This window comes from Nocardioides pini (assembly GCF_026712185.1).
GTDB lineage: Bacteria > Actinomycetota > Actinomycetes > Propionibacteriales > Nocardioidaceae > Nocardioides > Nocardioides pini.
In genome coordinates, this window is the sequence record NZ_JAPPUX010000001.1 from 652,062 (window position 1) to 678,578 (window position 26,517).

Here is a 26,517-nt window from a genome sequence, read left to right on the forward strand (position 1 = left end):
CATGCACGTCATCGTCGCCACGGACGGCTCCCGCCAGTCGCTGGCCGCCGCCAAGCACTTCAAGTCCTTCGCCGACCCCACCAAGGTCACCGAGATCTCCGTCGTCGCGGTGATCCGGCCGCTCGCCTCGGTCGCGTTCGCCGACGACCTGTCGGAGGGCAAGCTCGACGGCTCGTTCCGCGACGCGGCGCAGAGCGCGGTCGACACCATCGCCGCGGTGTTCGACGGCTGGGGCCCCAAGGTCAACAAGCGGATCCGCAGCGGGTCGGCGGCCAACGAGATCATCAAGGCCGCCAAGCAGTACGACGCCGGCCTGGTCGTGGTCGCGGCGGGCGGGCGGGGGCTCAGCGACAGCGTGCTCGTCGGCAGCACCGCCCAGCGGGTGCAGCACTACGCGCCCTGCCCGGTGCTCGTCGTGCGCCCCGCCCCCAAGCCCAGGAGGCACCGGGCCTGACCCCCGGGGTCACTCACTAGGGTGGGTCCCATGGAGACCCTGCGGCTGGTGCTGCTCTTCGTCCACATCCTCGGCTACGCCGCCCTCCTCGGAGGACTCCTCGTGCAGGTGCGCGACGACACCAAGAAGGTGAACTCGCTGATGCGCGACGGCGCCGGGACGGCCTTCGTCGCCGGCCTGCTGCTCGTCGGCGTCCTGGAGAACCTCGGCTCGCCCGACCACGCCAAGATCGGCGTGAAGTTCGCCATCGGCCTCGTCATCCTGGTGCTCGTCATGGTCAACATGCGCAAGCCGAGCATCCCGCAGGGCCTCTACTACGGCCTGCTCGCGCTGACGCTCGCCAACATCGCGGTGGCGGTCTTCTGGTCGCCCGCCCACGCCTGACCGGCCCGACCGGGCTGTCGTACCGGCCGCATAGGCTGGGGCCGACATGAGCCCCACCGACGCCCCCGCCGACCAGGCCCTCTTCGAGCTCCGCGACCACCCGCTCCTCGACGGGCTCAACGAGCCCCAGCGGGCCGCCGTGACGCACGCCGGCGCCCCGCTGCTGGTCGTCGCCGGCGCCGGGTCCGGCAAGACGCGGGTGCTGACGCGTCGCATCGCCTGGCTGATCAACGAGCGGAAGGCCCACCCGGGGTCCATCCTGGCCATCACCTTCACCAACAAGGCCGCGGCCGAGATGAAGGAGCGCGTCGAGGACCTCGTCGGCAAGCGGGCCCGGATCATGTGGGTGTCGACCTTCCACTCCGCCTGCGTGCGGATCCTCCGCAAGGAGATCGACCGGGTCGGCTTCAAGTCCAACTTCTCGATCTACGACGCGGCTGACTCCAAGCGGCTGATGACGCTCGTCCTGCGCGACCTCGAGCTCGACCCCAAGCGCTACCAGCCCAACGCCGTGCTCAACTGGGTCTCGGACCAGAAGAACGAGCTGCGCGACGCCGAGGACGCCGCCAAGGAGGCGCGCAACTCGTTCGAGGAGGCCTACGCCAAGGCGTTCGCGAGCTACCAGCGCCGCCTGCGCGAGGCCAACGCGCTCGACTTCGACGACCTCATCATGACGACGGTCCACCTGCTCCAGGCCTTCCCCGACGTCCGCGAGAACTACCGCCGCCGGTTCCGCCACGTGCTCGTCGACGAGTACCAGGACACCAACCACGCGCAATACAGCCTGATCCAGCAGCTGTGCGGAGCCTCCTTCGAGGAGGGCCACCAGGAGGCCGTCGAGCCGAGCGAGCTGATGGTGGTCGGTGACGCCGACCAGTCCATCTACGCCTTCCGCGGAGCCGACATCCGCAACATCCTCGACTTCGAGCAGGACTTCCCCGACGCCACCACCATCCTCCTCGAGCAGAACTACCGCTCGACGCAGACGATCCTGTCCGCAGCCAACTCCGTCATCGGCAACAACCGCGGCCGCAAGCCGAAGCGGCTGTGGACCGACGCGGGGGAGGGCGAGCGGATCGTCGGCTACGTCTCCGACGACGAGCACGACGAGGCCCGCTTCGTCAGCGAGGAGATCGACAAGCTGACCGACGACGCCGGCGTACGCCCCGCCGACGTCGCCGTCTTCTACCGCACCAACGCGCAGTCCCGCGTCTTCGAGGAGGTGTTCATCCGCACCGGCCAGCCCTACAAGGTCGTCGGCGGGGTGCGCTTCTACGAGCGGCGGGAGGTCCGCGACGCGCTGGCCTACCTCCGGATGCTGGTCAACACCGCCGACGAGATCTCGCTGCGCCGGGTGCTCAACACCCCCAAGCGCGGCATCGGTGAGCGGGCCGAGGCCTGCATCGCCGCCCTCGCCGACCGCGACCGGATCACCTTCTGGGAGGCGCTGACCCGGGCCGCCGACGCCCCGGGCCTGGCCACGCGCAGCCTGAAGAACATCGAGGCGTTCGTCGCGATGGTGCAGGAGCTGCAGTCGATGGTCGAGGCCGACGAGCGTCCCGACGTCATCCTCGAGTCGGTGCTCGAGCGCTCCGGCTACCTCGCCGAGCTCGAGGCGAGCGACGACCCGCAGGACGGCACCCGCGTGGAGAACCTCGCCGAGCTGGTCGCGGTCGCCCGCGAGTTCGCCGAGGACCCGCAGCCGGGCCCGAGCGTCGACCCGGCCGAGGTCGAGGCCGGCACCGTCGCCGTCGGGCTCGGCGACTTCCTCGAGCGGGTCGCCCTCGTCGCCGACGCCGACCAGATCCCCGACGCCCCCGACGGCGACGACTCCGGGGTCGTCACGCTGATGACGCTCCACACGGCGAAGGGCCTCGAATTCCCGGTCGTCTTCCTCACCGGCCTCGAGGACGGCGTCTTCCCCCACCAGCGCTCACTCGGCGACCAGCCCGAGCTCGAGGAGGAGCGCCGCCTCGCCTACGTCGGCCTCACCCGCGCGCAGCAGCGCCTCTACGTCTCCCGGGCGCTCGTGCGCTCAGCGTGGGGCGCCCCGAGCCACAACCCGGCCAGCCGCTTCCTCGACGAGCTCCCGGTCGACCTCGTCGACTGGCGCCGCACCGCGTCCGAGCAGACCCGCTGGGGCCGCCAGGACCTCAGCGGCGGCTCCACGCGCCTGGCCATCCCCACCGACGCCGGCCGCCGCAACTTCAGCTCCGCCGCGCTCCGCGCCGACGCGGCCGCCAAGGCCAAGCCCGCCCGCGACATCCCCAGCCTCGACCCGGGCGACCGGGTGGTGCACGACTCCTTCGGCATGGGCACCGTCGTCGCCGTCGAGGGCGTGGCCGAGAAGTCCGTGGCCTCCATCGACTTCGGCTCCGAGGGCGTCAAGCGCCTGCTCCTGCGCTACGCCCCGGTCGAGAAGCTCTGACGGCCCGTTCCGGCTCGGCGCGGGGGCGCGTCGGCGTACGGCGCGGGGTGGGCGGTGCGTCAGCTACCTTCTGCGGCGCGGGAATGTGGCTCAGGCACCGCTCGCGGGCGTGTCGGCGTACGGCGCGGGGGTGGGCGGTGCGTCAGCCACCTTCTGCGCCTCGGGAATGTGGCTCAGGCACCGCTCGCGGGCGTGTCGGCGTACGGCGCGGGGTGGGCGGTGCGTCAGCCACCTTCTGCGGCTCGGGAATGTGGCTGACGCACCGCTTGCGGGCGTGTCGGCGTACGCCGCGGGGTGGGCGGTGCGTCAGCCACGCTCCGCGCGTCGGTCAGGGGACGATGCCGTGCTCGACGAAGGCCTGGAACGGGTCGACCGGGCCGCCGCCGCCGGGGCGCACCTCGAGGTGGAGGTGGGAGCCGGTGACGTTGCCGGTGGCGCCGACGGTGCCGATGTTCTCGCCGCCGGTGACGCGGTCGCCGACGGAGACGTAGATCGCGGTCTGGTGGCAGTACCAGATCTCGGTGCCGTCATCGAGGGTGACGACCGTCTTGTTGCCGTAGGCACCGTCGTATCCGGTCTCGGTCACGGTGCCGTTGGCGATCGCCAGGATCGGGTCACCGGAGTCGCCGTTGAAGTCGAGGCCGGTGTGGTAGCTGGCCCAGAGGCCGTACTGGCCGAACGTCGCGGTGATGCCGTAGTGCGCGAGGGGGAGAACCCACTTGTTCTCCTTGATCTTCGCCGCCTGCTTCTCGGCGGCCTTGCGCATCTCCTCGAGCTTGGCGGCCCGCTCGGCCATCTGCTTCTCGGCCAGGGCGATGAGCTCGGGGTCGGTCTCCTCCTCGCCGGAGTCGCGGACGTGGTCGCGGCTCACGACGACGCCGCGGCGTGAGATCGCCTGGCCGGCGACCGAGCCGATGGCCTGCGTGGCCTCGACCGCGGAGCCCGACGAGGCCATCGTGACGCCCGAGCCGGACGCGGTGACCGCGCCGCCGGCGGAGACCGCCAGGACGGCGACGCCGGCCACGAGGGGCAGGGACGGCAGCCGGACCACGGAGCGTCGCGGCGGCGTGGAGGCACGTCGCTTGCCGCTCACGGGTGCAGCCGTTGCCGAGGTGCGTCGCTTGGGAGCGCGCTCCGCTCGGTGGTTGCCCATGAAGGAGTTACCAATCTGCCGGGTCGTCAGGGGGGTCGGGTCGGCGAGACCGCGCACGACTGTAACGGAAGGATCACGGGAAAGTGCAACCCTGGACCAAATAAGTGCCGGTACCCCCGCTCGGTGGTCGATAAACGGACGCGGGGCGTGACGCGGGCCTCAGCCGCGCGCGGCCTGGTAGCGCTCGAGTGCCTCCCGGCGCTCGTCGGCGTGGTCGACGATGCGCAGCGGGTAGTCCCGCTCGTAGCCGACGTCGGACTTCCACGGCTCGTGAGCGGCCTTGCCGGGCAGGTGCGCCAGCTCGGGCACCCAGCGGCGGACGTAGTCGCCCTGCGGGTCGAACTTCAGGCCCTGGGTGACCGGGTTGAAGACCCGGAAGTAGGGCGAGGCGTCGGTCCCGGTGCCGGCCACCCACTGCCACCCGTGGTTGTTGGAGGCCACGTCGCCGTCGATGAGCAGGTCGAGGAAGTGCCGGGCGCCGACCGGCCACCACACGTGCAGGTCCTTGGTGAGGAAGGAGGCGGTGATCATCCGCACCCGGTTGTGCATCCACCCGCTGTGCATCAGCTGCCGCATCCCGGCGTCGACGATCGGGTAGCCGGTGGTGCCGGTGCGCCACGCCTCGATCGCGTCGTCCGGGTCGTCGTACCTCATCCCCTTCAGCGCCGGCTTGAGGTCCGACCACGCCGAGGACGGCGCGTGCCACAGCACGTCGGCGTAGAAGTCGCGCCACGCCAGCTCGTTGGCGTACGTCGACGTGGGGGGCGCCTCCGCGAGGAGCGAGCGGGGGTGCAGCACCCCGAGATGCAGGTACGGCGAGAGCCGCGACGTGCCGTCGTGGTCGGGGCGGTTGCGCTCGTCCGCGTAGGCCCGGAGCCCGTCGTCGCGGAACGCGCGCCAGCGCCGCCACGCGGCGTCCTCGCCGGCGCCGGGCAGCTCGAAGGGTGCCTCGGCCACCGCCTCCTCCAGCAGGTCGAGCGCCCGCTGGTCGGAGTCGGCCGGCAAGAGGTCGGGGGAGCGGGGCGTGCGGGCCGGCTCGGACCAGCCGTGCTCGCGCCACGCGCGGGCGAAGGCGCTGAACACCTGGTACGGCTCGTTGCTGCCGTTGCGGACCCGCCCCGGCCCCACGGCGTACGGCGACCCGGTCGCGACCAGCTCGACGCGCTCGCCGACGGCCTCGTCGCGGCGCCGGCCGTACGGCGTCGTCTCGGCCGCCACGTGCACCCGCCGCCCGTCGGCCACCCGGGGCACGACCTCGCGCGGGTCGCCGTGGAGGACGGTCAGCGGGATCCGCTCGGCGAGGGCCAGGACGTTGGCGGCCAGCCACGCCCGACGTGCCGGGCCGGCGGTGGCCCAGATGGCCGGGTCGACGACGAAGAGCGCCGTCGTGGCGCCCTCCTCGAGCGCGGCGAGCAGGGCCGGGTTGTCGCGCACCCGCAGGTCGCGACGGAACCACATGACGGCCGATCCGGGGCCCTTCGAGGTGGTGGACATGCACCTCAACGTAGCCCGGGCGTGAGCACCACCACGCTCACCCGACCTCGCTCGACCCCTCCGGGGAGGTCTAGGGTGCCGAGAGGGAATTCCCCGCACTGTTCGCAGACGAAAAGGACTGGTCACTCTCGTGGACCTGATGGAGTTTCAGGCGAAAGAGCTCTTCGCCAAGCATGGAGTAGCGACCACCCTGGGTGTCGTCGCCGAGACCCCGGAGGCCGCGCGAGCCGCCGCCGAGGAGATGGGCGGCGTGACCGTCGTCAAGGCCCAGGTCAAGGCCGGCGGCCGTGGCAAGGCCGGCGGCGTGAAGATCGCCAAGACCGCAGACGAGGCGGAGTCCTACGCCCGCGACATCATCGGCATGGAGATCAAGGGCCTGCGCGTCAACCGCGTCCTCGTGACGCCGGCGACGCCGCCGGTGGAGGAGTACTACTTCTCCTTCCTGCTCGACCGCTCCAACCGCTCGCACCTGTGCATCGCCTCGGTCGAGGGTGGCGTGGAGATCGAGGAGGTCGCCAAGACCAACCCCGACGCCGTCAAGAAGATCCGCATCGACGCCCTCGAGGGCGTGACCCCGGAGAAGGCCGCCGCGATCGTCGACGAGGCCAAGTTCCCCGCCGAGCTGCGCGACCAGGCCATCGAGATGGTCCAGAACCTCTGGAAGGTCTACGTCGAGGAGGACGCCACCCTCGTCGAGGTCAACCCGCTCGCGCGCCTCGAGGGCGACAAGCTCGAGGCCCTCGATGGCAAGGTGTCGCTCGACGACAACGCCTCCGAGGTGCGCCACCCGGACCACGAGCAGTTCGAGATCCGCGAAGAGGCCGACCCGCTCGAGGCGGCCGCCAAGGACAAGGGCCTCAACTACGTCAAGCTCGACGGCGAGGTCGGCATCATCGGCAACGGCGCGGGCCTGGTCATGTCGACCCTCGACGTCGTGGCCTACGCCGGCGAGAAGCACGGCGGCGTGAAGCCCGCCAACTTCCTCGACATCGGTGGCGGCGCCAACGCCCAGGTCATGGCCAACGGCCTCCACATCATCCTCGGGGACCCCCAGGTCAAGAGCGTGTTCGTCAACGTCTTCGGCGGCATCACCGCGTGCGACGAGGTCGCCAACGGCATCGTGGGCGCGCTGGACATCCTCGGCGACGAGGAGACCAAGCCGCTGGTCGTCCGCCTCGACGGCAACAACGTCGAGGAGGGCCGCCGCATCCTGGCCGAGGCCAACCACCCGCTGGTGACCATGGTCGACACGATGGACGGCGCGGCCGACAAGGCCGCCGAGCTCGCCCACCAGGCCTGAGAGAGAGAACCGAACAGATGAGCATCTACCTCAACAAGGACTCCCGGATCATCGTCCAGGGCATGACGGGCGGCATGGGTGCCAAGCACACCACCCTCATGGTCGAGTCCGGCGCCAACATCGTCGGCGGCGTCAACGCCCGCAAGGCCGGTACGACGGTCGAGCTGGGCGGCAAGGAGCTCCCCGTCTTCGGCACCGTCGAGGAGGCGATGAAGGAGACCGACGCCAACGTCTCGGTCGCGTTCGTGCCGCCGGCGTTCACCAAGGACGCCTGCATCGAGGCCATCGACGCCGAGATCCCGCTCCTCGTGGTGATCACCGAGGGCGTGCCGGTCCTCGACACCGCTGAGGTCGTGCAGTACCTCGAGGGCAGGTCCACCCGGATGATCGGCCCGAACTGCCCCGGCATCATCACGCCGGAGGAGTCGCTCGCCGGGATCACGCCGCACACCATCGCGGGCAAGGGCCCGGTCGGCCTGGTGTCGAAGTCGGGCACGCTGACCTACCAGATGATGTACGAGCTGAAGGACTTCGGCTTCACCACCGCCATCGGCATCGGCGGCGACCCGATCATCGGCACCACCCACATCGACGCGCTCGAGGCCTTCGAGAACGACCCGGAGACCAAGGCGATCGTCATGATCGGCGAGATCGGCGGCGACGCCGAGGAGCGTGCCGCGGCCTACATCAAGGAGCACGTCACCAAGCCGGTCGTCGGCTACGTCGCCGGCTTCACCGCCCCCGAGGGCAAGACGATGGGCCACGCCGGCGCCATCGTGTCCGGCTCGTCGGGCACCGCCCAGGCGAAGAAGGAGGCCCTCGAGGCCGCCGGGGTCAAGGTCGGCAAGACGCCGTCGGAGACCGCCGCCCTGATGCGGGAGATCCTTCAGGCGCTCTGATCGACAGCGCTCTCCAGACGGCCTCGCAGGTCCACCTGCGGGGCCGTCGTGGATTTCGCGTGCCGGTCGTGGCGCGTGGGCGGGTGGGCCTCCCACAGCAGCCGCCACACCACGTGGGCGCCCAGGAGGCGCACCGGCGCGACGGCGGACATCCGTCGCGGCGACGGCAGGGTCGGGCAGGCCGAGCTGGCCAGCGTCGATGGAATGGACATGGCTCTAGCACCCCGTTTTCGTGAACGCGCACATCGCTTGGACGATCTGGTTGGTGGTGGCCGTGACCTCGTCGGCCTGTCGGTCCAGCGACGCGAGCGTGCCCTCACCGTACGTCTGGACCATCAGCCGGGCCGAACCGACGCGGGTCACCTGGTAGACCGAGCTGCCGAGCCCGTCGTCGTACGTCAGGCCCAGGGTGACCGTGTCGTAGCCGGTGTCCCTGGCCAGGACCGTCCAGACCTGGTTGGCCGACCGGCGGCAGTCGCGGGCGGCGCGGCGCACGCCTGACATCGCCGCCACGGCGGCGTCCGCGTCGGCGTGGACGACGAGCTCGCGGCCGTCGTAGTACTCCGGGCCGAGCACGGCGGAGTAGAGGTGGCGGGTGCCGGCCGCTCCCGCGGCGGGCCAGACGTCGCGGCCACACATCTCGACGGGGTCCATGGCCACGTCGTCGGTGGGTGCGGTGACGTCGTCGTCGCCGCCGTCCTCGGGCAGGCCCACCCCGAGCGGGAAGTCCGAGGGGATCCTGGCGGGCGCGGTCGGCGGGGTCGACGGGGACGACGTCGGGGACGAGGCGGGTGCCGAGGGCGACGGGCTGCCGGGACTCACGGTCGGGGACTCGGTGGGAGTCTCGCTCGGGGAACCACTCGATGTCTCCGTCGGTGTCGCCGTCGGTGTCTCGCTCGGCGACTCGGTCGGTGTCTCGCTCGGGGTCGGCGCGGACGTCGGCGCCTCGCCGAACACGGCCAGCGCGTCGACGGTCTCGCGCAGCGGCGCGACGCTCGCCTCGACGGCGTCGCGGGCGCGCTGGCGGGTCCAGTGGCCGTACGTCGAGGTGACGAGGACCGCAGCACCGACGGGCACCACGTGCAGGATCGTCGCGCCCGTCCCGGGCTCGCCGTCGAAGCTGTAGGTCTGCAGCAGTGTCGTGGCCGGCCCGGGGCCGAACGGCGAGGCCAGCACCTCGGTGCGGGTCTCCATGTCGCGACTGGCGTCGGGCTCGGTGCAGTCCGAGACGAGGCCGGCCAGGCGGTCGGCCAACCGGCGGGCGTCGTCGGGAGCCCCGAGGACCAGCAGCTCCCGGGTGTCGGCGGACTCGCCTCCGCTGGCGTCGGCCACCATCCGGTCACGGGTGCCCAGTCCGCGCAGCGGGGAAGTGCCGCACAGCTCGAGGTCACGCAGGCCGGTGCCGGAGCGGGAGGTCGGGACGGTGTCGGCAGGCGCGCCCATGCCCGAGGACAGCGGGAAGTCGTCGGGGATCGCGGTGCCGGTGCCCGCGCCGTCGGTCGCCGAGGTGGCCGAGGAGCCACCCGTCGCAGGCTCGTCGGGCGACCGGTCACCGCACCCGGCGGACAGCGCGAGGGTGCAGGCCAGCGCCGCGGTGACGAGCCGTGCGCGGTGCCTCATGACCGGTGAGACACGCCCGCGGGCGAAAAGGTTGCGTCAGCCGGAGGAGTCGAGCGGTCCGAGCCGCTCGGCCACGCGCCGGGCGAGGGCGACGAAGTCGGGGCGCGACATCGTCATGGTGCGGTCGGGCGCGAAGCCGAGCTGCGAGACGGCCCCGCCGTCGCGCACGATCGCCATCAGGAACGGGAACGACTGGCTGTCGTTGATCTCGAAGTTCAGCGCCCACACGCTCAGGTCGCCGGACTTCGAGGACGACGAGGCCAGCTGCGTGACGTCGGTGCCGAGGTTCGCGCGCCCGCACTGCTGGATGCGGTCGCGGACCTGGTCGACGAAGGTGCTCGCTCGCGCCGGCTTCATCGCGCCGACCGTCTGGGTGAGGCCGAGCTGGTTGGCCTTCGGCGTCTCGGGGAAGAGGAAGGTGCGGGTCAGGGCCTTGCTGATGCCCTTGCCCTGGAAGGTGGTGCGGTCGCAGCGGGTCGCGGCGTAGTTGCTGCGCGCCCGCTCGGGCTCCGTGCCCACCCAGGGACCGCGCACGGCGGCGACCGGTGGCAGGTCGACCACCGACAGCAGCCCGGGCGGCGTACCGATCCCGAGGGGCGGGGTGACCCGGGCCCGCGCGCGGCCGGCGCAGGCCCCGGCGCCCTCGGACCCGCAGACGCCGTTGACCGCGGCGGCGAGCCCGGTCAGCACGGCCTTGTCGGGGACGGCGCGGCCGCGGCTGCGCACGACCTGGGTGATCACGAGGTTGCCGGTGCGGGCCGTGCCGACGGTGAGGGTGGCCGGCTCCTTGCCCCAGGACCTCAGCCGGAACGTGCGCGCCTCGTCGCCGACGCGCTTGACCGTGCGGGTGCCCAGGAGCTGGGTGCGCGGGTCGATGCACCCGGCGAACCACAGCGACGCGGTCTCGAACCCCTGTGCCGCCTGGCGCTCGTTGCGCGACATCTCGACCATCTGGACGGCGGTCGACCGCACGTCGGCGACCTCGCGCCTGCGGGTGCGCTGCTGGTCGCCCTTGCCGACCTTCGTGCGCTCGACGCGGGTCTCGGTGCCCTCCCAGGTGCGGGCGAGGGCGGTGACGCCGTCGGGGTCGGCGAACCGCTCGCGCTGGCACGGCGCGAGCAGGCCGTCGCCGTCGAGGTTGTCGGTCGTGGCGGTCTCGGTCCAGTCGAGCCCGGGCCCGAACCGGGAGAGCTGGGCGGAGGAGAGCAGCGAGTCGGCGCTGATCATCTCCGCACCCGGGTCGTCGTCGACGGGTGCGTGCACCGTGACCCCGGGCGTCGCCTTCTCCTCCCGGAGGCTGGTGGGCTCGGCGCCGGCCCCGGTGGCGACCAGGGACCCGGACGCGAGGAGCGCCGCGGTCGCCAGCCCGGCCCCGATGACGGTGTGCGTACGACGCCGGGCGGCGCCGGCACGACGGATCACGGTCGCGCGGGGCCAGCGGGTGTCCTCGAGCGGGCCCGTGAGCGCGTGGAGCAGCCGCGGGATGTCGGTGGTCGGGGCGTCGCGGTGCAGGGAGAACTGCGAGGTGGCGGTCTGGAGCTCGCGCTCGGCGTCGGCGCGGGTGAGCCCGACGGTGCGGGCCACCTCGCCGAGCGAGAGCGCGGAGATGCCGTTGAGGACGAGCAGCTCGCGCTGGCGGGTGGTCAGCTTGGACAGCGCGTCGAGGGTGCTGCGCACCTCCGGGTCGAGGGACTTGTCGCGGTGCCAGATGCGGGCGGTGTGGCGCCGGCGGGCGCGACCGAGGGCGAGGGGGCGCACGTAGCCGTCGCGGTCCTCGAGCTGTCCGACCTTGCGCCAGCGGTGCCAGGCGACCACGAAGGCGTCGCGGACGGCGGCCCGGGAGGCGGGTGCGTCGCCGGTGAGGGCGTACGCCTCGTGCAGGAGGCGGTTGCGGGTCTCGACGTAGTAGGCGTCGAACGTCTCGGGGCTCCTCATGACCGCTCCACGGTACGGGAGTGGTCGTGGCCACGCACATCGATCGCGGGTCCGTCCTGCCGGGGCCGGGCGGCGTGGGAGCACGATCCGCCGCGGGGAGCGGGTGATGATGGGGCGGCCATGACGTCGCTCCTGACCCGCCCCGACCACCCACGGACCGAGGCCGCCCGACCGCGCCCGCTGGTGCTGATCGCGACCCTCGGCGGTGCGCTCGCCGCGCTGGGCCCGCTCGTCGTGCTGCTGGCGATCGGGGTCATCGGCTGGTTCGCCTCCGACGCCGGCGTCCACGGCGCCCCCCGCGACGGCATGCGCGTCGGCGCCCTCGCCTGGCTGGCCGGCCACGGCTCGGGCTTCACCGTCATGGGGGCGCGGGTCACGATCGTGCCGCTCGGCGTCACGGCCGTCGCGGCCTGGTCGATGTGGCGCCTGGGCTACCGGGTGGGCGACTCGATCTCCGGCCACGGCCCCGACGCGGACCGCATCTCCGACGGCGAGCGCGACCTCACCGTGCCCACCGCCGTCGCCCTGTTCTTCGCGGCGTACGCCGTCGTGGCCGTGGTGGTCGCGACCCTCGCCGCCGGCAGTACGGCCGATCCCTCGCTCCCGCGGGTGCTCGGCTGGACCGTGCTCCTGACGACGTTCGTCGCCGCCCCGGCCATCGCGGTCGGGTCGGGCCGGGCGGCGATCTGGGCGGCCTTCCTGCCGGCCTCCGTCCGCGCGGGCGCCGCCGTCGCCGGCTCGGTCCTCGCGCGGCTGCTGGTCGTGTGCGCCATGGTCTTCCTCGTCTCCTTCGCGGCGTCCTTCGGCGAGGCCGCGACGATGAGCTCGCGGCTGCACCTCAGCCCCTCGGAGGCCGGCCTCTACGCCCTCGCGAACGCCGCCTACGCACCCAACGCCGTGCTGTTCGCCGGGTCGTGGCTCCTCGGTCCCGGCTTCGCCGTCGGTGGCGCGACCGTCGTGTCGCCGGGCACGGTCGTGCTCGGCCCGCTGCCGGTCGTCCCGCTGCTCGCGGCTCTGCCGGCGGTGGGGACGCCGCCCGGCTGGGCGGGCGCCCTCATGGTCGTCCCGCCGCTCGTCGCCGCCGTCGCCGCGCACCGCACGCTCCGCGGCCGGCTCCTGGGCTGGGACCGGATCGCGCTCGCCGGGTGCGGTGGCGGCCTGGTGGCCGGGGTCGCGTTCGCCCTGCTCGCCTCGCTGTCGGGCGGCGCCGCCGGGCCCGGCCGCATGCGCTTCGTGGGCCCCTTCACCCGCGACGTCCTCGTCCACTCGGTCACCGCGTGCGGGATCGGCGCGCTCCTCGGCGCGTCGGTGCTGGCCTGGCTGGCGTGGCGGGCCGCCCGGTCCGTCGCGCCCGAGGAGGACCCCGGCCCCGACGCGACCGTCGAGGACTGATCGGTGGGGGCTGGACACAGCCACGGCGAGCGCCCGTCCCTCGGGCCCGCGCCGCGGCAGATCAGGGTGCTGATGGCGGCGCTGGTGGCGCCGCTCGTGCTGGCGACGCTCGTGGGCCTCGTCGCGCTGTGGCCGGACGGCGACCTGGAGGTCAGCGGCCCGGGTGTCGACGTCGAGCGTGGCACCGCCGAAGTGCAGTCGGTCGGTCCCTGCCGCCAGCAGGTGGAGGGCTGCCAGCTCGCCGAGGTGGAGCTGCTCAGCGGTCCGGGAGCGCCGGGCGAGGCGGAGGCGCTGCTGCCCTACGGCTCGCAGGCCCCCGAGGTGGTCGCGGGCGACCGCATCATCGTGTCCTACACCGCGCAGGCGCCCGACGGTGAGCAGTACGCGTTCCAGGACTTCGACCGCGGCCCGCCCCTGCTCCTGCTGCTGGTCCTGTTCGCGGTGGGCGTCCTCGCGCTGTCGCGGTGGCGCGGCATCGGTGCGCTCGCCAGCCTGGCGTACTCCCTCGTCCTGATCGCCGCGTTCACCCTTCCCGCGATCATGGAGGGCTCCTCGCCGCTCCTCGTCGCGGTGACGACCGCGGCCGCGATCATGCTGGTCACCCTCTACCTCTCCCACGGCCTCAGCGTCCGCACGACGGTCGCGATGCTCGGGACCCTGGTGTCGCTCGTGGTGATCGGTGGCGTCGGGTGGGTGTTCACCGAGATCGGCCACTTCACCGGCCTCGTCGACGAGGGCAGCCAGTACATCTCCGGCATCGCCGCCCAGGTCGACCTCCGCGGACTGCTGCTCGCCGGGCTGGTCATCGGTGCCCTCGGCGTGCTCGACGACGTCACCGTGACCCAGACATGGGCGGTCTGGGAGCTCGCCGACGCCGACGCCGACGCCGGCACCCGCTCGCTCTTCACCCGGGCGATGCGCATCGGTCGTTCGCACGCGGCGTCCACCGTCAACACGCTCGTGCTGGCCTACGTCGGCGCCACGCTGCCGCTGATGCTGGTCTTCTCCGCGCTGTCGCTGCCCTTCGGGATCGCGGTCAGCCAGGAGGTGGTGGCCCAAGAGGTGGTCCGCGGGCTGGTCGGCGGTCTCGGGATCCTCGCGGCGGTCCCGGTGACGACGGCGATCGCGGCGCTGGTCGCCGGTCGCCTGCTCCGCGAGCGGACGCACACGGCCGCGCCGTCCCACCGCGCCTAGACTTCCGCGCGTGCGCCAGCCCACCCGCCTCGTCGTCCTCGTCTCGGGGTCCGGCACCAACCTGCAGGCCCTGCTCGACGCCTGCGCCGACCCGTCGTACGGCGCCCGGGTCGTCGCCGTCGGCGCCGACCGCGAGGACATCGAGGGCCTCGCGCGCGCCGAGCGCGCCGGGATCCCGACCTTCGTGCGGCGGCTGTCGGACTTCGAGACCCGCGAGGGGTGGGACGCCTCGCTGACCACGGTGGTGGAGCGCTTCGAGCCCGACCTCGTCGTCTCCGCCGGCTTCATGAAGCTGCTCTCGACCGAGTTCCTCGACCGCTTCCTCACGCTCAACACCCACCCGGCGCTGTGCCCGGCGTTCCCGGGGATGCACGGCCCCCGCGACGCCCTCGAGCACGGCGTCAAGGTCACCGGCGCGACGCTCTTCGTGGTCGACGCGGGCGTCGACACCGGTCCGATCGTGGCCCAGGTGCCGGTGGAGGTGGCCGACGACGACGACGTGGCGTCGCTGCACGAGCGGATCAAGACCGCCGAGCGCGCGATGCTCGTGGACGCCGTGGGCCGCATCGCCCGCGAGGGGATCACGGTCGAGGGCCGCCGGGTTCGCATCGGCGCCGGGGCTCGCTAGGCTGCGGCCACACGACTGGCGCAGGTGGGTCACCACCAGGGAGTGACGCCGGGGAGCATCGAACGCCTGGGTGCCCCCGACTCGAGATCGACCGAGGAGTCCCGTGTCACCCTCCACCCCCGCACCCGACCGCATCGCCATCAAGCGAGCGCTGGTCTCCGTCTACGACAAGTCCGGTCTCGACGACCTGGTCCGCGGCCTGCACGCGGCCGGCGTGGAGCTCGTCTCCACCGGTGGCTCCGCCGCGCTCATCGAGTCGCTCGGCCTGCCCGTCACCAAGGTGGAGGACCTCACCGGCTTCCCCGAGTGCCTCGACGGCCGGGTCAAGACGCTGCACCCGCGGGTGCACGCCGGGATCCTGGCCGACCGCCGCCTCGACTCCCACGTGGCGCAGCTCGAGGAGCTCGGCATCGAGCCCTTCGACCTCGTGGTGAGCAACCTCTACCCCTTCACCCAGACGGTGGCCTCGGGCGCCGGCCCCGACGAGTGCGTCGAGCAGATCGACATCGGCGGCCCGTCGATGGTGCGTGCCGCCGCCAAGAACCACCCCAGCGTCGCCATCGTCACCTCGCCCGCGACCTACGACGCCGTGCTCGCCGCCGTCGCGGCGGGCGGGTTCACGCTGGCCGAGCGGCAGCGCCTCGCCGCCGAGGCGTTCGTGCACACCGCGACGTACGACGTCCACGTCGCGTCGTGGATGGGCAACGTCCTCACCGACAGCAGCGAGGGGACCGGCTTCCCGGCGTGGATGGGTGCCACGTGGTCCAAGGAGGCGGTGCTGCGCTACGGCGAGAACCCGCACCAGTCGGCCGCCCTCTACAGCAACGGCTACCTGCCCGGGGGGCCCGGCCTCGCCCAGGCGACGCAGCACCACGGCAAGGAGATGTCCTACAACAACTACGTCGACGCCGACGCGGCCCGCCGGGCGGCGTACGACTTCGACGAGCCGGCCGTGGCGATCATCAAGCACGCCAACCCCTGCGGCATCGCGGTCGCCGACGACGTCGCCACCGCCCACCGCAAGGCCCACGAGTGCGACCCGGTGAGCGCCTTCGGCGGCGTGATCGCCACCAACGTCCCGGTCTCGGTCGCGATGGCCGAGCAGGTCGCCGAGATCTTCACCGAGGTCGTCGTGGCGCCCGGCTACGAGGACGGCGCGGTCGAGGTCCTGCAGGCCAAGAAGAACATCCGCATCCTCGAGTGCCCGCCGCTGACCCGCGGCGGGGCCGAGATGCGGTCGATCTCGGGCGGACTCCTGCTGCAGGACCGCGACGTCGTCTCCGCCGAGGGGGACGACCCCTCCACCTGGATCCTCGCGACCGGCGAGGCCGCCTCCGAGGAGGTGCTGGCCGACCTCGCGTTCGCGTGGCGCGCCTGCCGCGCCGTGAAGTCCAACGCGATCCTGCTCGCCGCCGGCGGCGCGTCCGTCGGCGTCGGCATGGGTCAGGTCAACCGCGTCGACTCCTGCCGCCTCGCCGTCGAGCGCGCGGGGGAGCGGGCCGCGTCCGCGGTCGCCGCCTCCGACGCGTTCTTCCCCTTCGCCGACGGGCCCCAGATCCTCATCGACGCCGGCGTGAAGGCGATCGTCCAGCCGGGTGGGTCGGTGCGAGACGCCGAGGTCGTCGCGGCCTGCGAGGCCGCCGGCGTGACGATGTACCTCACCGGTGCGCGCCACTTCTTCCACTGATCGCCGACCCTGACAGGATGGCCCGCGTGACCGCACAGACCCTCGACGGCGCAGCGACGCTGCGGACCATCAAGGCCGAGCTCGCCGAGCGCGTCGCCGCCCTGCGCGAGCAGGGCGTCGTCCCCGGTCTGGGCACCGTGCTCGTCGGCGACGACCCCGGCTCGCACTGGTACGTCGGCGCGAAGCACAAGGACTGCGCGGAGATCGGCATCACCTCCATCCGCCGCGACCTGCCCGCCACGGCCACCCAGGCCGAGGTGGAGGCCGTCATCGACGAGCTCAACGCCGACGACGCGTGCACCGGTTTCATCGTCCAGCAGCCGACCGGGCTCGACGAGTTCGCGCTGCTCTCGCGGGTCGACCCCGACAAGGACGTCGACGGGCTGCACCCGGTCAACCTCGGCAAGCTCGTGCTGGGCGAGGCCGGTCCGCTGCCCTGCACGCCGGTGGGCTCGATCGAGCTGCTGCGCCGCCACGGCGTCGAGATCGCCGGTGCCGAGGTCGTCGTCGTCGGCCGCGGCATCACCGTCGGCCGCCCGCTGGGGCTGCTGCTGACCCGCCGCTCCGAGAACGCCACGGTCACGCTGTGCCACACCGGCACCCGCGACCTGGCCGCGCACGTCCGCACGGCCGACATCGTGGTGGCGGCCGCCGGCGTGCCCGGCATCGTCACCGCCGACATGGTGAAGCCCGGAGCGGCCGTGCTCGACGTGGGCGTCTCGCGCGTCGACGGGAAGGTCACCGGCGACGTGCACCCCGACGTGTGGGACGTGGCGGGCTGGGTCTCGCCCAACCCCAAGGGCGTCGGCCCGATGACCCGCGCGATGCTGCTGACCAACATCGTCGAGATCGCCGAGAAGTCCGTCCGACCCTGACATGGCCGAACCCGACACCCCCGACACCCCCGAGACCCCCGGGCGTCCCGTCGAGCCGCCCGAGTCGGTGCCCCCGGTCTCGGCCGAGCCGCCGCCGGAGGACCCCGACGAGCCGCGTCGCTACCCCTCGACCATCGGGGGAGCGTTCTACCTGCTCGTCCTGGGTGTCGTCGCCGTGTCGATGGTGGTCGTGGCGCTCGACGAGTGGCGCAGCGGGGTCCGGCTCATGGGCGGGGCGCTGATCTTCGCCGCGCTCGTGCGGCTGGTGCTGCGCCGCCGCGACGCCGGCATGCTCGCCGTACGCCACAAGCTCCTCGACGCCGGCGTGCTGCTCGTCCTCGGCGGGTCGCTGATCTTCCTCGCCGGCTCCATCCCCGACCAGCCCGGCGGCTTCTAGACAGCACGAAGGGCCGGACCCACCGGGTCCGGCCCTTCGGCGTCGCTCAGATGAGGCCGAGCTCCGTGACGGCCTTGCGCTCGTCGGCGAGCTCGGCGGTCGAGGCGTCGATGCGGGCGCGGGAGAAGTCGTCGATCTCCAGGCCCTCGACGATGGACCAGTCGCCGCCCGAGGTGGTGACCGGGAACGACGAGATCAGGCCCTCGGGGACGTCGTACTCGCCGCGGGACACGACGGCCATCGACACCCAGTCGTCGTCCGCCGAGCCGAACAGCCAGTCGCGGGCGGCGTCGATGGTGGCCGACGCGGCCGAGGCGGCCGAGGAGGAGCCGCGCGCGTCGATGATCGCGGCGCCACGCTTGGCGACGGTCGGGATGAAGTCGTTCTCGAGCCAGGCTTGGTCGCCCACGAGCTCGGCGGCGTTCTGGCCCTTGACCTTCGCGTGGAACAGGTCGGGGTACTGGGTCGCCGAGTGGTTGCCCCAGATCGTCATGTTCGTGATGTCGGTGACGGCGGCGCCGGTCTTGGCCGCGAGCTGCGAGATCGCCCGGTTGTGGTCGAGGCGGGTCAGCGCGGAGAAGCGCTCGCGCGGGATGTCGGGCGCGTTGGTCATCGCGATGAGGGCGTTGGTGTTGGCCGGGTTGCCGGTGACGCCGATCCGCACGTCGTCGGCCGCGACCGCGTTGAGGGCCTTGCCCTGCGCGGTGAAGATCGCTCCGTTGGCCGAGAGCAGGTCGCCGCGCTCCATGCCGGGACCGCGCGGGCGTGCGCCGACGAGGAGGGCGAGGTTGACGCCGTCGAAGATCTTCTCGGCGTCCGCGCCGATCTCGACGCCCGCGAGGTTCGGGAACGCGCAGTCGTCGAGCTCCATGACGACGCCCTCGAGCGCCTTGAGGGCGGGCTCGATCTCGAGCAGTCGCAGCTCGATCGGGCGGTCCGCGGCCAGCGCGCCGCTGGCGAGGCGGAAGAGCAGGCTGTAACCGATCTGGCCGGCGGCGCCGGTGACGGCGACCTTGAGGGGTTCGGAGGTCACGGTGGTACTCCTCGTGAGTGTGCGGGAGGCGGGACGTCTGTCCGGCTGACGCTAGCAGCGCCCGATCCGCCGTCGGCCGCTGGTCGGCGACTGGCATGCTGGCGCCCATGACGAGGGGGGCGCGAGCCGTACGCCGTCCACGGACGGGCGCCGCGCTGGCGGCCGGGCTGGTCCTCGGGCTCACCGGCTGCGCCGGCATCGGCCAGCCCGCGCCGTACGACTCACCGGGCATCAACGGCCTCGTCGTCCCGACGCCGACGCCGGACCCCGACGACTTCGTCGACGACGTCGACAACCCCTGGCTCGCCCTCCAGCCGGGCAGGCAGTGGACCTACGACCTCACCGACGACGCCGGGGCGCGCGGACGCATCGACATCGACGTCCTGGACCGCACCGAGCAGGTCGACGGCCTGGACGCCACGGCGGTGCGGACCACGACCGACACCGGGGACGGCACGACGAGCGTGGAGACCCGCCTCTACGCCCAGGACGCGGCGGGCAACGTCTGGTGGGTCGGCTCGGACTCCGAGGACCTCACCTGGCGCGCCGGTGAGGACGGCGCCGAGGCGGGGCTCGCGATGCCCGCCGACCCGCGCCTGGGCGACGGGTGGCTGTCGTACGACGTCCCCGGCCTGCCGCGGTCGAGCGCGACCATCGAGGACCAGACCAGCGAGCTGGTGCAGCTGCGCAACGAGGCCGACACCACGACCCGCACGGTGTACGAGAAGGGTGTCGGCCTCGTGGGGCTGCAGGACCTCGACGCCGGCTGGACCGCCGAGCTGGTCGAGGACTGACCGGGCCGCCGGGACTCAGTCGGGGCGACGCACCTGGGTGCGGCCGTCGTCGTCGCCGTCGGGGTTGCCCCAGTGGCCGGGCTGACCGGGCTGTGTGGGCTGACCGGGGTGTGCGGGCTGCTGTGCGGGCTGGGCGGGCGGCTGCTGCTGCGGTGCGCCCCACTGGCCGGGCTGGGCGGGCGGCTGCTGCTGCGGCTGGCCCCACTGGCCGGGCGGCGGGGACTGCGGCGCACCGTAGGCCGGGTCGGGCTGCTGCGGCTGCTGGTAGGGGTCGGGCTGGCCCCACTGCTGCTGCGGGGGAGCGCCCCACGCGGCACCGGGCTGCCCCCAGCTGGCCGGCTGTCCCTGGTTCCACTGGGCCTCGTAGTTGCCCGGCACGAGCTGGTCCTTGCGGCCGCCGCCGAAGTTGAGGCCGGAGCCGTCCACTGGCTCGGCGCCGTGGCCGAAGAGGACGGGGTAGGTCAGACCGGCGATGGCCGCGCCGAGCAGCGGAGCGAGCACGAAGAGCCACAGCTGGACGATCGCGTCGGTGCCGGCGAAGACACCGACACCGATCGAGCGGGCCGGGTTGACCGAGGTGCCGGTCAGCGGGATGGAGGCGAAGTGGATCATCGCGAGCGCCAGGCCGATGGCGAGGGGACCGAGCGCGACGTTGACCTCGTTGCGCGCGTCGGTGACGGCGAGGATGACCCACACGAAGACGGCGGTCATCAGCAGCTCGAGCAGCAGGGCCGCCCACCAGGCGAAGCCGGAGCCCTGGTCGCCGTAGAAGTTCTGGCCCATGTTGCCCTCGGCGACGAAGCCCTCGAAGCCGTGGCCCAGGCCGAAGAGCGCGGCACCTGCGAGCAGGGCGCCGAGCAGCTGGGCGGCCATGAAGATGCCGACCTGGCTCCACGGCAGGCGTCCGCCGAGGACGGCCCCGAGCGTCACGGCCGGGTTGAAGTGACCGCCGGAGATGCGCCCGAAGGCGTAGGCCATCACGAGCACGGTCAGGCCGAAGGCCAGGCCGGTCGCGACCAGGTCACCGCCGCTGTAGATGGCGGTGCCGCAGCCGAAGAAGACGAGCACGAAGGTGCCCAGGACCTCTCCCGCGAACTTCTGCCCGGTGGTCGGTGTGTCTTCGACAATGACGCTCATCGCGAGTCCCCTCCAGAGTCAGGTGGCCGTACCCCTCGTAGGCCGAGGCGAGCCTAGCGGCATCCAGCGACATGTCTGGCGGCGTGCAGCGTGGGGGTGCGAGGGTGGGCGGGTCGTCACGCGTCACCGGCGTCAGGTATCTTGACGTCAAGAGTTATGCCCGGACCGGATCACGAGCTGCAGGAGCTGTCGTACCCATGGCCAAGATCATCTACACCCACACCGACGAGGCGCCGCTGCTCGCGACGTACTCGTTCCTCCCGATCATCGCCGCCTACGCGAAGACCGCCGGTGTGGACGTCGAGACCCGCGACATCTCCCTCGCCGGCCGCGTGATCGCCCAGTTCCCCGACCGGCTCACCGACGAGCAGCGCCTCGACGACGCGCTCGCCGAGCTCGGCGAGCTGGCGACCAGGCCCGAGGCCAACATCATCAAGCTGCCCAACATCTCGGCCTCCATCCCGCAGCTCAAGGCGACCATCGCCGAGCTGCAGTCGCAGGGCTACGACCTGCCCGACTACCCCGAGAACCCGCAGACCGACGAGGAGCGCGAGACCCGCGCCCGCTACGACAAGGTCAAGGGCTCCGCGGTCAACCCGGTGCTGCGCGAGGGCAACTCCGACCGCCGCGCGCCCGCCTCGGTCAAGAACTACGCGAAGGCCCACCCGCACTCCATGGGCGCGTGGAGCAGCGACTCGAGGACGTCGGTGGCGACGATGGGCCACGACGACTTCCGCAGCAACGAGAAGTCCGTCGTCCTCGAGGGCGACGACACCCTCTCGATCGTCCACGTCGGCAGCGACGGCCAGGAGACGGTCCTCAAGGAGGGCCTCGAGGTCCTCGAGGGCGAGGTCGTCGACGCGACCTTCATGAGCGCGGCCCACCTCGACGAGTTCCTCGAGCAGCAGGTCGCCAAGGCCAAGGCCGACGGCGTCCTCTTCTCCGCCCACCTCAAGGCCACGATGATGAAGGTCTCCGACCCGATCATCTTCGGCCACGTGGTGCGCGCCTACTTCGCCGACGTCTTCGCCCAGTACGGCGAGCAGCTCGCCGCGGCCGGCCTGTCCGCCAACGACGGCCTGGGCGCCATCCTGTCGGGCCTCGACAAGGTCGACGGCGGCGCGGAGATCAAGGCCGCCTTCGAGAAGGGCCTGGCCGAGGGGCCGTCGCTCGCGATGGTCGACTCCGACCGCGGCATCACCAACCTGCACGTCCCCTCCGACGTCATCATCGACGCCTCCATGCCGGCGATGATCCGCACGTCCGGGCAGATGTGGAACGCCGAGGGCAAGCAGCAGGACACCCTCGCCGTCATCCCGGACTCCTCCTACGCCGGCGTCTACCAGGCGGCGATCGACGACTGCCGCACCCACGGCGCCCTCGACCCGGCCACCATGGGCTCGGTGCCCAACGTGGGCCTGATGGCCAAGGCGGCCGAGGAGTACGGCTCCCACGACAAGACCTTCGAGATCCCCGCCGCCGGCACGGTGGAGGTACGCAACGGCGCCGGCGACGTGCTGATGTCGCACGACGTCGAGGCCGGTGACATCTGGCGCGCCTGCCAGACCAAGGACGCCTCGATCCGCGACTGGGTCAAGCTCGCCGTCACCCGCGCCCGTGCCAGCGAGACGCCCGCCGTCTTCTGGCTCGACGAGACCCGCGCGCACGACGCCAACCTCATCGCCCTGGTCCAGAAGTACCTCGCGGACCACGACACCGACGGCCTCGAGCTGTCGATCATGGCGCCGGCGGCAGCGACGACGTACTCGCTGGAGCGGATCCGCCGCGGCGAGGACACCATCTCGGTGACCGGCAACGTGCTGCGCGACTACAACACCGACCTGTTCCCGATCCTTGAGCTCGGCACCAGCGCCAAGATGCTCTCGATCGTCCCGCTGATGAACGGCGGCGGCCTGTTCGAGACCGGCGCCGGCGGGTCCGCGCCCAAGCACGTGCAGCAGCTGGTCAAGGAGGACTACCTGCGCTGGGACAGCCTCGGCGAGTTCTTCGCCCTGGCCGCCTCGCTCGAGCACCTCGCCGGCTACGACGACAACGCGCGCGCGAGGATCCTGGGCGACACGCTCGACAAGGCCACCGAGACGTTCCTCAACGAGGACCGCTCGCCGGGTCGCAAGCTCGGCACGATCGACAACCGCGGCTCGCACTTCTACCTCGCCCTCTACTGGGCCGAGGAGCTGGCCGCGCAGACCGACGACGCCGACCTCGCCGCCGCGTTCGCCTCGCTCGCCGGCACGCTGCGCGACAACGAGCAGACGATCGTCGACGAGCTGCTCGCCGTGCAGGGCAAGCCGGCCGACATCGGCGGCTACTTCCGTCCCGACCCCGAGAAGGCGGCCGCGGTGATGCGTCCGTCCGCCACGTTCAACGACGCCATCGCCTCACTCTGAGCGCGACCCGCGTCACAGGCCGGGCTCCCGGGGAACAATCCCCGGGAGCCCGTCCTTGTCGGAGGTGATGACCACGACCGCCGAGACCTCCGCCCTGCCCGCCGACCCCGCGCCGGTCGACCTCGACGTCCCGTCGGTCACCGCCCGCCACTTCGGCCTCGCGGTCCTGGCGCTGGCGATGGGCGGCTTCGCCATCGGCACCACCGAGTTCGTCACGATGGGGCTGCTCCCGCAGATCGCGAGCGGCGTGGACGTCTCGATCCCCACCGGTGGCCACGTCATCTCGGCGTACGCCGTCGGGGTGGTCGTCGGCGCACCCGTGCTCGCGTTCCTCGGCGCCCGCCTCCCGCGGCGCGGCCTGCTCGTGGCCCTCATGGCGGCCTTCGCCGTCGGCAACGGCCTGAGCGCGCTCGCCACGTCCTACGAGCAGCTGATGGCGGCCCGCTTCGCCGCCGGCCTGCCGCACGGCGCCTACTTCGGCGTCGCGTCCCTCGTGGCGGCGAGCATGGCTCGCCCCTCGCGCAAGGGCCGCGCCGTCGCCCTGGTGATGCTCGGCCTGTCGGTCGCCAACGTGATCGGCGTACCCGCCGCCACCGTGCTCGGCCAGGAGCTCGGCTGGCGGGCGGCCTACTGGGCCGCCGGCGGCCTCGCCGTGGTCACCCTCGCGCTCGTCGTGTGGTTCGTGCCGTCGTGCCCCGGTGACCCCGGCGCGAGCGGCCGCCGCGAGCTGTCAGCCTTCAAGGTGCCGCAGGTGTGGCTGACCCTGCTCGCCGGCGCCGTGGGCTTCGGCGGCATGTTCGCCGTCTACTCCTACATCGCGCCCGTCGTGACCGACGTGGCCGGGCTGGGGGAGCGGTCGGTCGCGGTCTTCCTGCTGTCCTTCGGCCTCGGCATGGTCGCCGGCACCTGGCTGGCCGGGATCATGGCCGACTGGTCGATCTTCCGCTCGCTCATCATCGGCGGCGTCGGCATGGCCGCGACCATGCTGGCCTTCTGGCTCGCCGCCCCGCACGGGTGGGCCGCGCTGCCCGTCGTCTTCCTCATCACCACGCTCGGGTCGGTCCTCGTCGTGAACCTGCAGCTGCGGCTGATGGACGTCGCCGGCGACGCCCAGACCCTCGGCGCGGCGATGAACCACGCCTCGCTCAACATCGCCAACGCCCTCGGCGCGTGGCTCGGCGGGCTCGTCATCGCCGCCGGCTGGGGGCTCCGCGCGCCCGCGCTCGTGGGGCTTGGCCTCTCGATCGCCGGCGTCGCGATCCTGCTGCTGTCGGCGGCGCTGCACGTGCGCCGGCGCGACGCCGTCCCTGCCTGACCTGCGCTGATCTGCGCTGCCTTGCGCGCAGAACCGTGCACGTGATTTCCGCTGATGTTGCGCGGTGTTAACACGGGCGGAACTGTTGCGTAGCGCAGACTTGTAACGATCCAATCGACGGAGGGCGGGTCAGCCGCCGAAGGACCTTCTCGATTGGGGGAGTCATGGACGAGGACAAGATCGCGCGCGAGATGGAGCGCCGCCGCCAGCTGGCCGACCGCAACACCGGTGCGGTGGTCGAGCTGCTGAGGCGCCGTGAGGAGCTGCGGGGCATCTACCCCGCGGCAGACCTGGTCGCGGAGAACGTCGGCTGGGTCGTGTGAGCCGGCCGGTGGCGGTCGTCGACGTGACGACCGCCGCCGTCAGGCCCAGCCGTAGACCATGCCCATCGCCTCGCGCACCTCGGCCAGGGTCGCCTCCGCGACCTCGTTGGCGCGGGCGTTGCCGCGGCGGAGCACCTCGTCGAGGTAGCCGGGGTCGGCCTCGAGCTCCGCGCGGCGGGCGCGCAGCGGGGCGAGCTCGGTGTTGATGGCCTCGGTGAGGCGACCCTTGAGCGCACCACCGCCGCCGTCACCGATCTCCTCGGCGACCGTCGCCGGGTCGACGCCCTCGCACAGGCCGATGAGGGTGAGCAGGTTCGCGACCTCCGGGCGGTTGTCCGGGTCGTAGGTGATGACGCGGTCGCTGTCGGTCTTGGCGCCCTTGAGCTTCTTGGCCGTCTCGTCGGCGCTCATCCGCAGCTCGACCACGTTGCTCTTGGACTTGCTCATCTTGGTGCCGTCGGTGCCGAGGATCAGCGGCGCCTCGGACAGCAGGGCACCCGGCTCCGGGAACACCGGGGCGTACCTGTCGTTGAAGCGGCGCGCGACGACGCGGGTCTGCTCGAGGTGGGGGAGCTGGTCGCGGCCGACGGGCACGACGTTGGCCTTGCAGAACAGGATGTCGGCGGCCTGGTGGACGGGGTAGGTGAGCAGCAGCCCGCCGATCGAGGTGATGCCGGCCGACTTGGCCTCCTCCTTGACGGTGGGGTTGCGCTGCAGCTCCGCCACGCTGACGAGGCTGAGGAAGGGCAGCATCAGCTGGTTGAGCGCCGGCACCGAGGAGTGTGTGAAGATCGTCGCCCGCTCGGGGTCGAGGCCGGCGGCGATGTTGTCGACCAGCAGGTTGCGCACGTTGCCGGCGATGTCGCCGGCGACCTCGCGGTCAGTGATCACCTGGTAGTCCGCGATCAGCTGCCAGATCTCGGCGCCGCTGTCCTGGAGGCGGAGGCGGTTGCGGATCGAGCCGAAGTAGTGGCCGATGTGCAGCGCCCCGGTCGGACGGTCCCCGGTCAGCATGCGCAACGAGGCCGGGTCCTTCGCCATCTGCTCCTCGATGGCGTCGCTGCGGGCCTGTGCGGCGCGGAAGGTGTCACTCACGCGGACGATCCTAATCAGGGGCCCGTCGACGTCACGATCGGGTTCTGTAGGGTTTCGGGGGTGCCCACCATCGGAGTAGCGATCGCGATCCCCGAGCCCTGGGCGAGCGAGCTCCAGGACTACCGGACCAGCGTCGGCGACACGACGGCGACGCAGATCCCCACGCACATCACGCTGGTCCCGCCGACCGAGGTGCCCGACGACGACCTCGACGCGGTGCGCGCCCACCTGTCCCAGGCGGCGTCCACCGTGCCTCCGTTCGTCATCCACCTGCGCGGCACCGGCACGTTCCGCCCGGTCTCACCGGTCGTGTTCGTCACCCTGGCCGAGGGGATCTCGGGCTGCGAGGTGCTCGCGGGCGCCGTACGACAGGGGCCGCTCGAGGTCGAGCTGCACTACCCCTACCACCCGCACGTCACCATCGCCCACCACCTCGACGACCAGGCGCTCGACCGGGCGTTCGCGGAGCTCGCGGAGTTCGAGTGCCGCTTCGACGTCGGCGCCTTCAGCCTCTACGTCCACGACACCGGCACGGGCTGGCGAGCCACCGACCACTTCGCGCTGGGCTGAGC

General features: G+C 72.4%; 23 protein-coding genes and 1 riboswitch. Of the genes, 16 read left to right on the plus strand and 7 right to left on the minus strand.

All coding sequences use genetic code 11. The annotated features are described in order from the left end of the window. The first annotated feature begins 1 nt into the window (after window position 1). The 3 genes from NYO98_RS03135 to pcrA are packed head-to-tail and all read left to right on the plus strand — an operon-like array spanning window position 2 to window position 3,266. On the plus strand, window positions 2-454 hold the full coding sequence (locus tag NYO98_RS03135) for a universal stress protein (protein ID WP_268110064.1): 453 nt from the start codon (window positions 2-4) through the stop codon (window positions 452-454). Between the two features lie 30 nt (window positions 455-484). Continuing rightward, window positions 485-838 carry a hypothetical protein gene (locus tag NYO98_RS03140; protein ID WP_268110065.1) on the plus strand — a complete coding sequence of 118 codons (354 nt, stop codon included), beginning with the start codon at window positions 485-487 and terminating at the stop codon, window positions 836-838. Between the two features lie 46 nt (window positions 839-884). Continuing rightward, entirely contained in the window at window positions 885-3,266 is a 2,382-nt protein-coding gene (gene pcrA / locus NYO98_RS03145; protein ID WP_268110066.1) for a DNA helicase PcrA, read from the plus strand. A gap of 328 nt (window positions 3,267-3,594) precedes the next feature. Here the strand turns inward: pcrA and NYO98_RS03150 are convergent, their stop codons facing one another. Next, the gene (locus NYO98_RS03150; protein ID WP_268110067.1) at window positions 3,595-4,359 is read right to left on the minus strand and encodes a M23 family metallopeptidase; all 765 of its coding nucleotides are present in this window, start codon (window positions 4,357-4,359) and stop codon (window positions 3,595-3,597) included. Window positions 4,360-4,578: 219 nt separating this feature from the next. Next, a complete protein-coding gene (locus tag NYO98_RS03155) occupies window positions 4,579-5,913 on the minus strand; it encodes a cryptochrome/photolyase family protein (RefSeq protein ID WP_268110068.1) in 1,335 nt (444 codons plus the stop codon). A 130-nt stretch (window positions 5,914-6,043) separates the two neighbouring features. On the opposite strand from NYO98_RS03155, the gene sucC reads away from it, so the two are divergent. Next, on the plus strand, window positions 6,044-7,213 hold the full coding sequence (sucC, locus tag NYO98_RS03160) for an ADP-forming succinate--CoA ligase subunit beta (protein ID WP_268110069.1): 1,170 nt from the start codon (window positions 6,044-6,046) through the stop codon (window positions 7,211-7,213). 17 nt (window positions 7,214-7,230) lie between these two features. After that, window positions 7,231-8,112 carry a succinate--CoA ligase subunit alpha gene (gene sucD, locus NYO98_RS03165; RefSeq protein WP_268110070.1) on the plus strand — a complete coding sequence of 294 codons (882 nt, stop codon included), beginning with the start codon at window positions 7,231-7,233 and terminating at the stop codon, window positions 8,110-8,112. A gap of 216 nt (window positions 8,113-8,328) precedes the next feature. On the opposite strand, the gene NYO98_RS03170 is transcribed toward sucD, so the two are convergent. Together NYO98_RS03170 and NYO98_RS03175 are read right to left on the minus strand one after the other, a co-directional pair. Beyond that, window positions 8,329-9,732: a hypothetical protein gene (locus tag NYO98_RS03170; protein WP_268110071.1), complete on the minus strand. Its 1,404-nt coding sequence runs from the start codon at window positions 9,730-9,732 to the stop codon at window positions 8,329-8,331. A gap of 36 nt (window positions 9,733-9,768) precedes the next feature. Further along, the gene (locus tag NYO98_RS03175) at window positions 9,769-11,667 is read right to left on the minus strand and encodes a SigE family RNA polymerase sigma factor (RefSeq protein WP_268110072.1); all 1,899 of its coding nucleotides are present in this window, start codon (window positions 11,665-11,667) and stop codon (window positions 9,769-9,771) included. 120 nt (window positions 11,668-11,787) lie between these two features. Here NYO98_RS03175 and NYO98_RS03180 point away from each other — a divergent pair, with 120 nt between their 5' ends. From NYO98_RS03180 to NYO98_RS03205, 6 genes are all read left to right on the plus strand, one after another. After that, complete coding sequence (locus NYO98_RS03180) at window positions 11,788-13,059, plus strand: cell division protein PerM (RefSeq protein ID WP_268110073.1); 1,272 nt, start codon at window positions 11,788-11,790, stop codon at window positions 13,057-13,059. A gap of 3 nt (window positions 13,060-13,062) precedes the next feature. Continuing rightward, window positions 13,063-14,253: a YibE/F family protein gene (locus tag NYO98_RS03185; protein WP_268110074.1), complete on the plus strand. Its 1,191-nt coding sequence runs from the start codon at window positions 13,063-13,065 to the stop codon at window positions 14,251-14,253. Window positions 14,254-14,263: 10 nt separating this feature from the next. Then, window positions 14,264-14,881: a phosphoribosylglycinamide formyltransferase gene (gene purN / locus NYO98_RS03190; RefSeq protein ID WP_268110075.1), complete on the plus strand. Its 618-nt coding sequence runs from the start codon at window positions 14,264-14,266 to the stop codon at window positions 14,879-14,881. A 1-nt stretch (window position 14,882) separates the two neighbouring features. After that, window positions 14,883-14,960, plus strand: a riboswitch (ZMP/ZTP riboswitch). Between the two features lie 24 nt (window positions 14,961-14,984). Further along, a complete protein-coding gene (purH, locus tag NYO98_RS03195) occupies window positions 14,985-16,568 on the plus strand; it encodes a bifunctional phosphoribosylaminoimidazolecarboxamide formyltransferase/IMP cyclohydrolase (protein ID WP_268110076.1) in 1,584 nt (527 codons plus the stop codon). Between the two features lie 26 nt (window positions 16,569-16,594). After that, window positions 16,595-17,443, plus strand: coding sequence for a bifunctional methylenetetrahydrofolate dehydrogenase/methenyltetrahydrofolate cyclohydrolase (locus NYO98_RS03200; RefSeq protein ID WP_268110077.1), 849 nt, complete (start codon window positions 16,595-16,597; stop codon window positions 17,441-17,443). 1 nt (window position 17,444) lies between these two features. Then, the gene (locus NYO98_RS03205) at window positions 17,445-17,840 is read left to right on the plus strand and encodes a DUF3017 domain-containing protein (RefSeq protein ID WP_268110078.1); all 396 of its coding nucleotides are present in this window, start codon (window positions 17,445-17,447) and stop codon (window positions 17,838-17,840) included. 46 nt (window positions 17,841-17,886) lie between these two features. Here the strand turns inward: NYO98_RS03205 and NYO98_RS03210 are convergent, their stop codons facing one another. Then, the gene (locus tag NYO98_RS03210; RefSeq protein ID WP_268110079.1) at window positions 17,887-18,873 is read right to left on the minus strand and encodes a malate dehydrogenase; all 987 of its coding nucleotides are present in this window, start codon (window positions 18,871-18,873) and stop codon (window positions 17,887-17,889) included. A 107-nt stretch (window positions 18,874-18,980) separates the two neighbouring features. On the opposite strand from NYO98_RS03210, the gene NYO98_RS03215 reads away from it, so the two are divergent. Further along, the gene (locus NYO98_RS03215) at window positions 18,981-19,667 is read left to right on the plus strand and encodes a hypothetical protein (protein WP_268110080.1); all 687 of its coding nucleotides are present in this window, start codon (window positions 18,981-18,983) and stop codon (window positions 19,665-19,667) included. A gap of 15 nt (window positions 19,668-19,682) precedes the next feature. Here the strand turns inward: NYO98_RS03215 and NYO98_RS03220 are convergent, their stop codons facing one another. Continuing rightward, complete coding sequence (locus tag NYO98_RS03220; protein WP_268110081.1) at window positions 19,683-20,804, minus strand: aquaporin; 1,122 nt, start codon at window positions 20,802-20,804, stop codon at window positions 19,683-19,685. A gap of 197 nt (window positions 20,805-21,001) precedes the next feature. Between NYO98_RS03220 and NYO98_RS03225 the strand changes: the two genes are divergently transcribed. From NYO98_RS03225 to NYO98_RS03235, 3 genes are all read left to right on the plus strand, one after another. Next, entirely contained in the window at window positions 21,002-23,212 is a 2,211-nt protein-coding gene (locus NYO98_RS03225; protein ID WP_268110082.1) for an NADP-dependent isocitrate dehydrogenase, read from the plus strand. Between the two features lie 67 nt (window positions 23,213-23,279). Beyond that, on the plus strand, window positions 23,280-24,527 hold the full coding sequence (locus NYO98_RS03230) for an MFS transporter (RefSeq protein WP_268110083.1): 1,248 nt from the start codon (window positions 23,280-23,282) through the stop codon (window positions 24,525-24,527). 164 nt (window positions 24,528-24,691) lie between these two features. Further along, on the plus strand, window positions 24,692-24,850 hold the full coding sequence (locus tag NYO98_RS03235) for a hypothetical protein (RefSeq protein ID WP_268110084.1): 159 nt from the start codon (window positions 24,692-24,694) through the stop codon (window positions 24,848-24,850). A gap of 39 nt (window positions 24,851-24,889) precedes the next feature. Here the strand turns inward: NYO98_RS03235 and trpS are convergent, their stop codons facing one another. Further along, window positions 24,890-25,954, minus strand: coding sequence for a tryptophan--tRNA ligase (gene trpS / locus NYO98_RS03240; RefSeq protein WP_407673859.1), 1,065 nt, complete (start codon window positions 25,952-25,954; stop codon window positions 24,890-24,892). A gap of 51 nt (window positions 25,955-26,005) precedes the next feature. Between trpS and NYO98_RS03245 the strand changes: the two genes are divergently transcribed. Further along, window positions 26,006-26,515, plus strand: a complete 510-nt coding sequence (locus tag NYO98_RS03245; protein ID WP_268110086.1) for a 2'-5' RNA ligase family protein — start codon at window positions 26,006-26,008, stop codon at window positions 26,513-26,515. Window positions 26,516-26,517 lie beyond the last annotated feature (2 nt).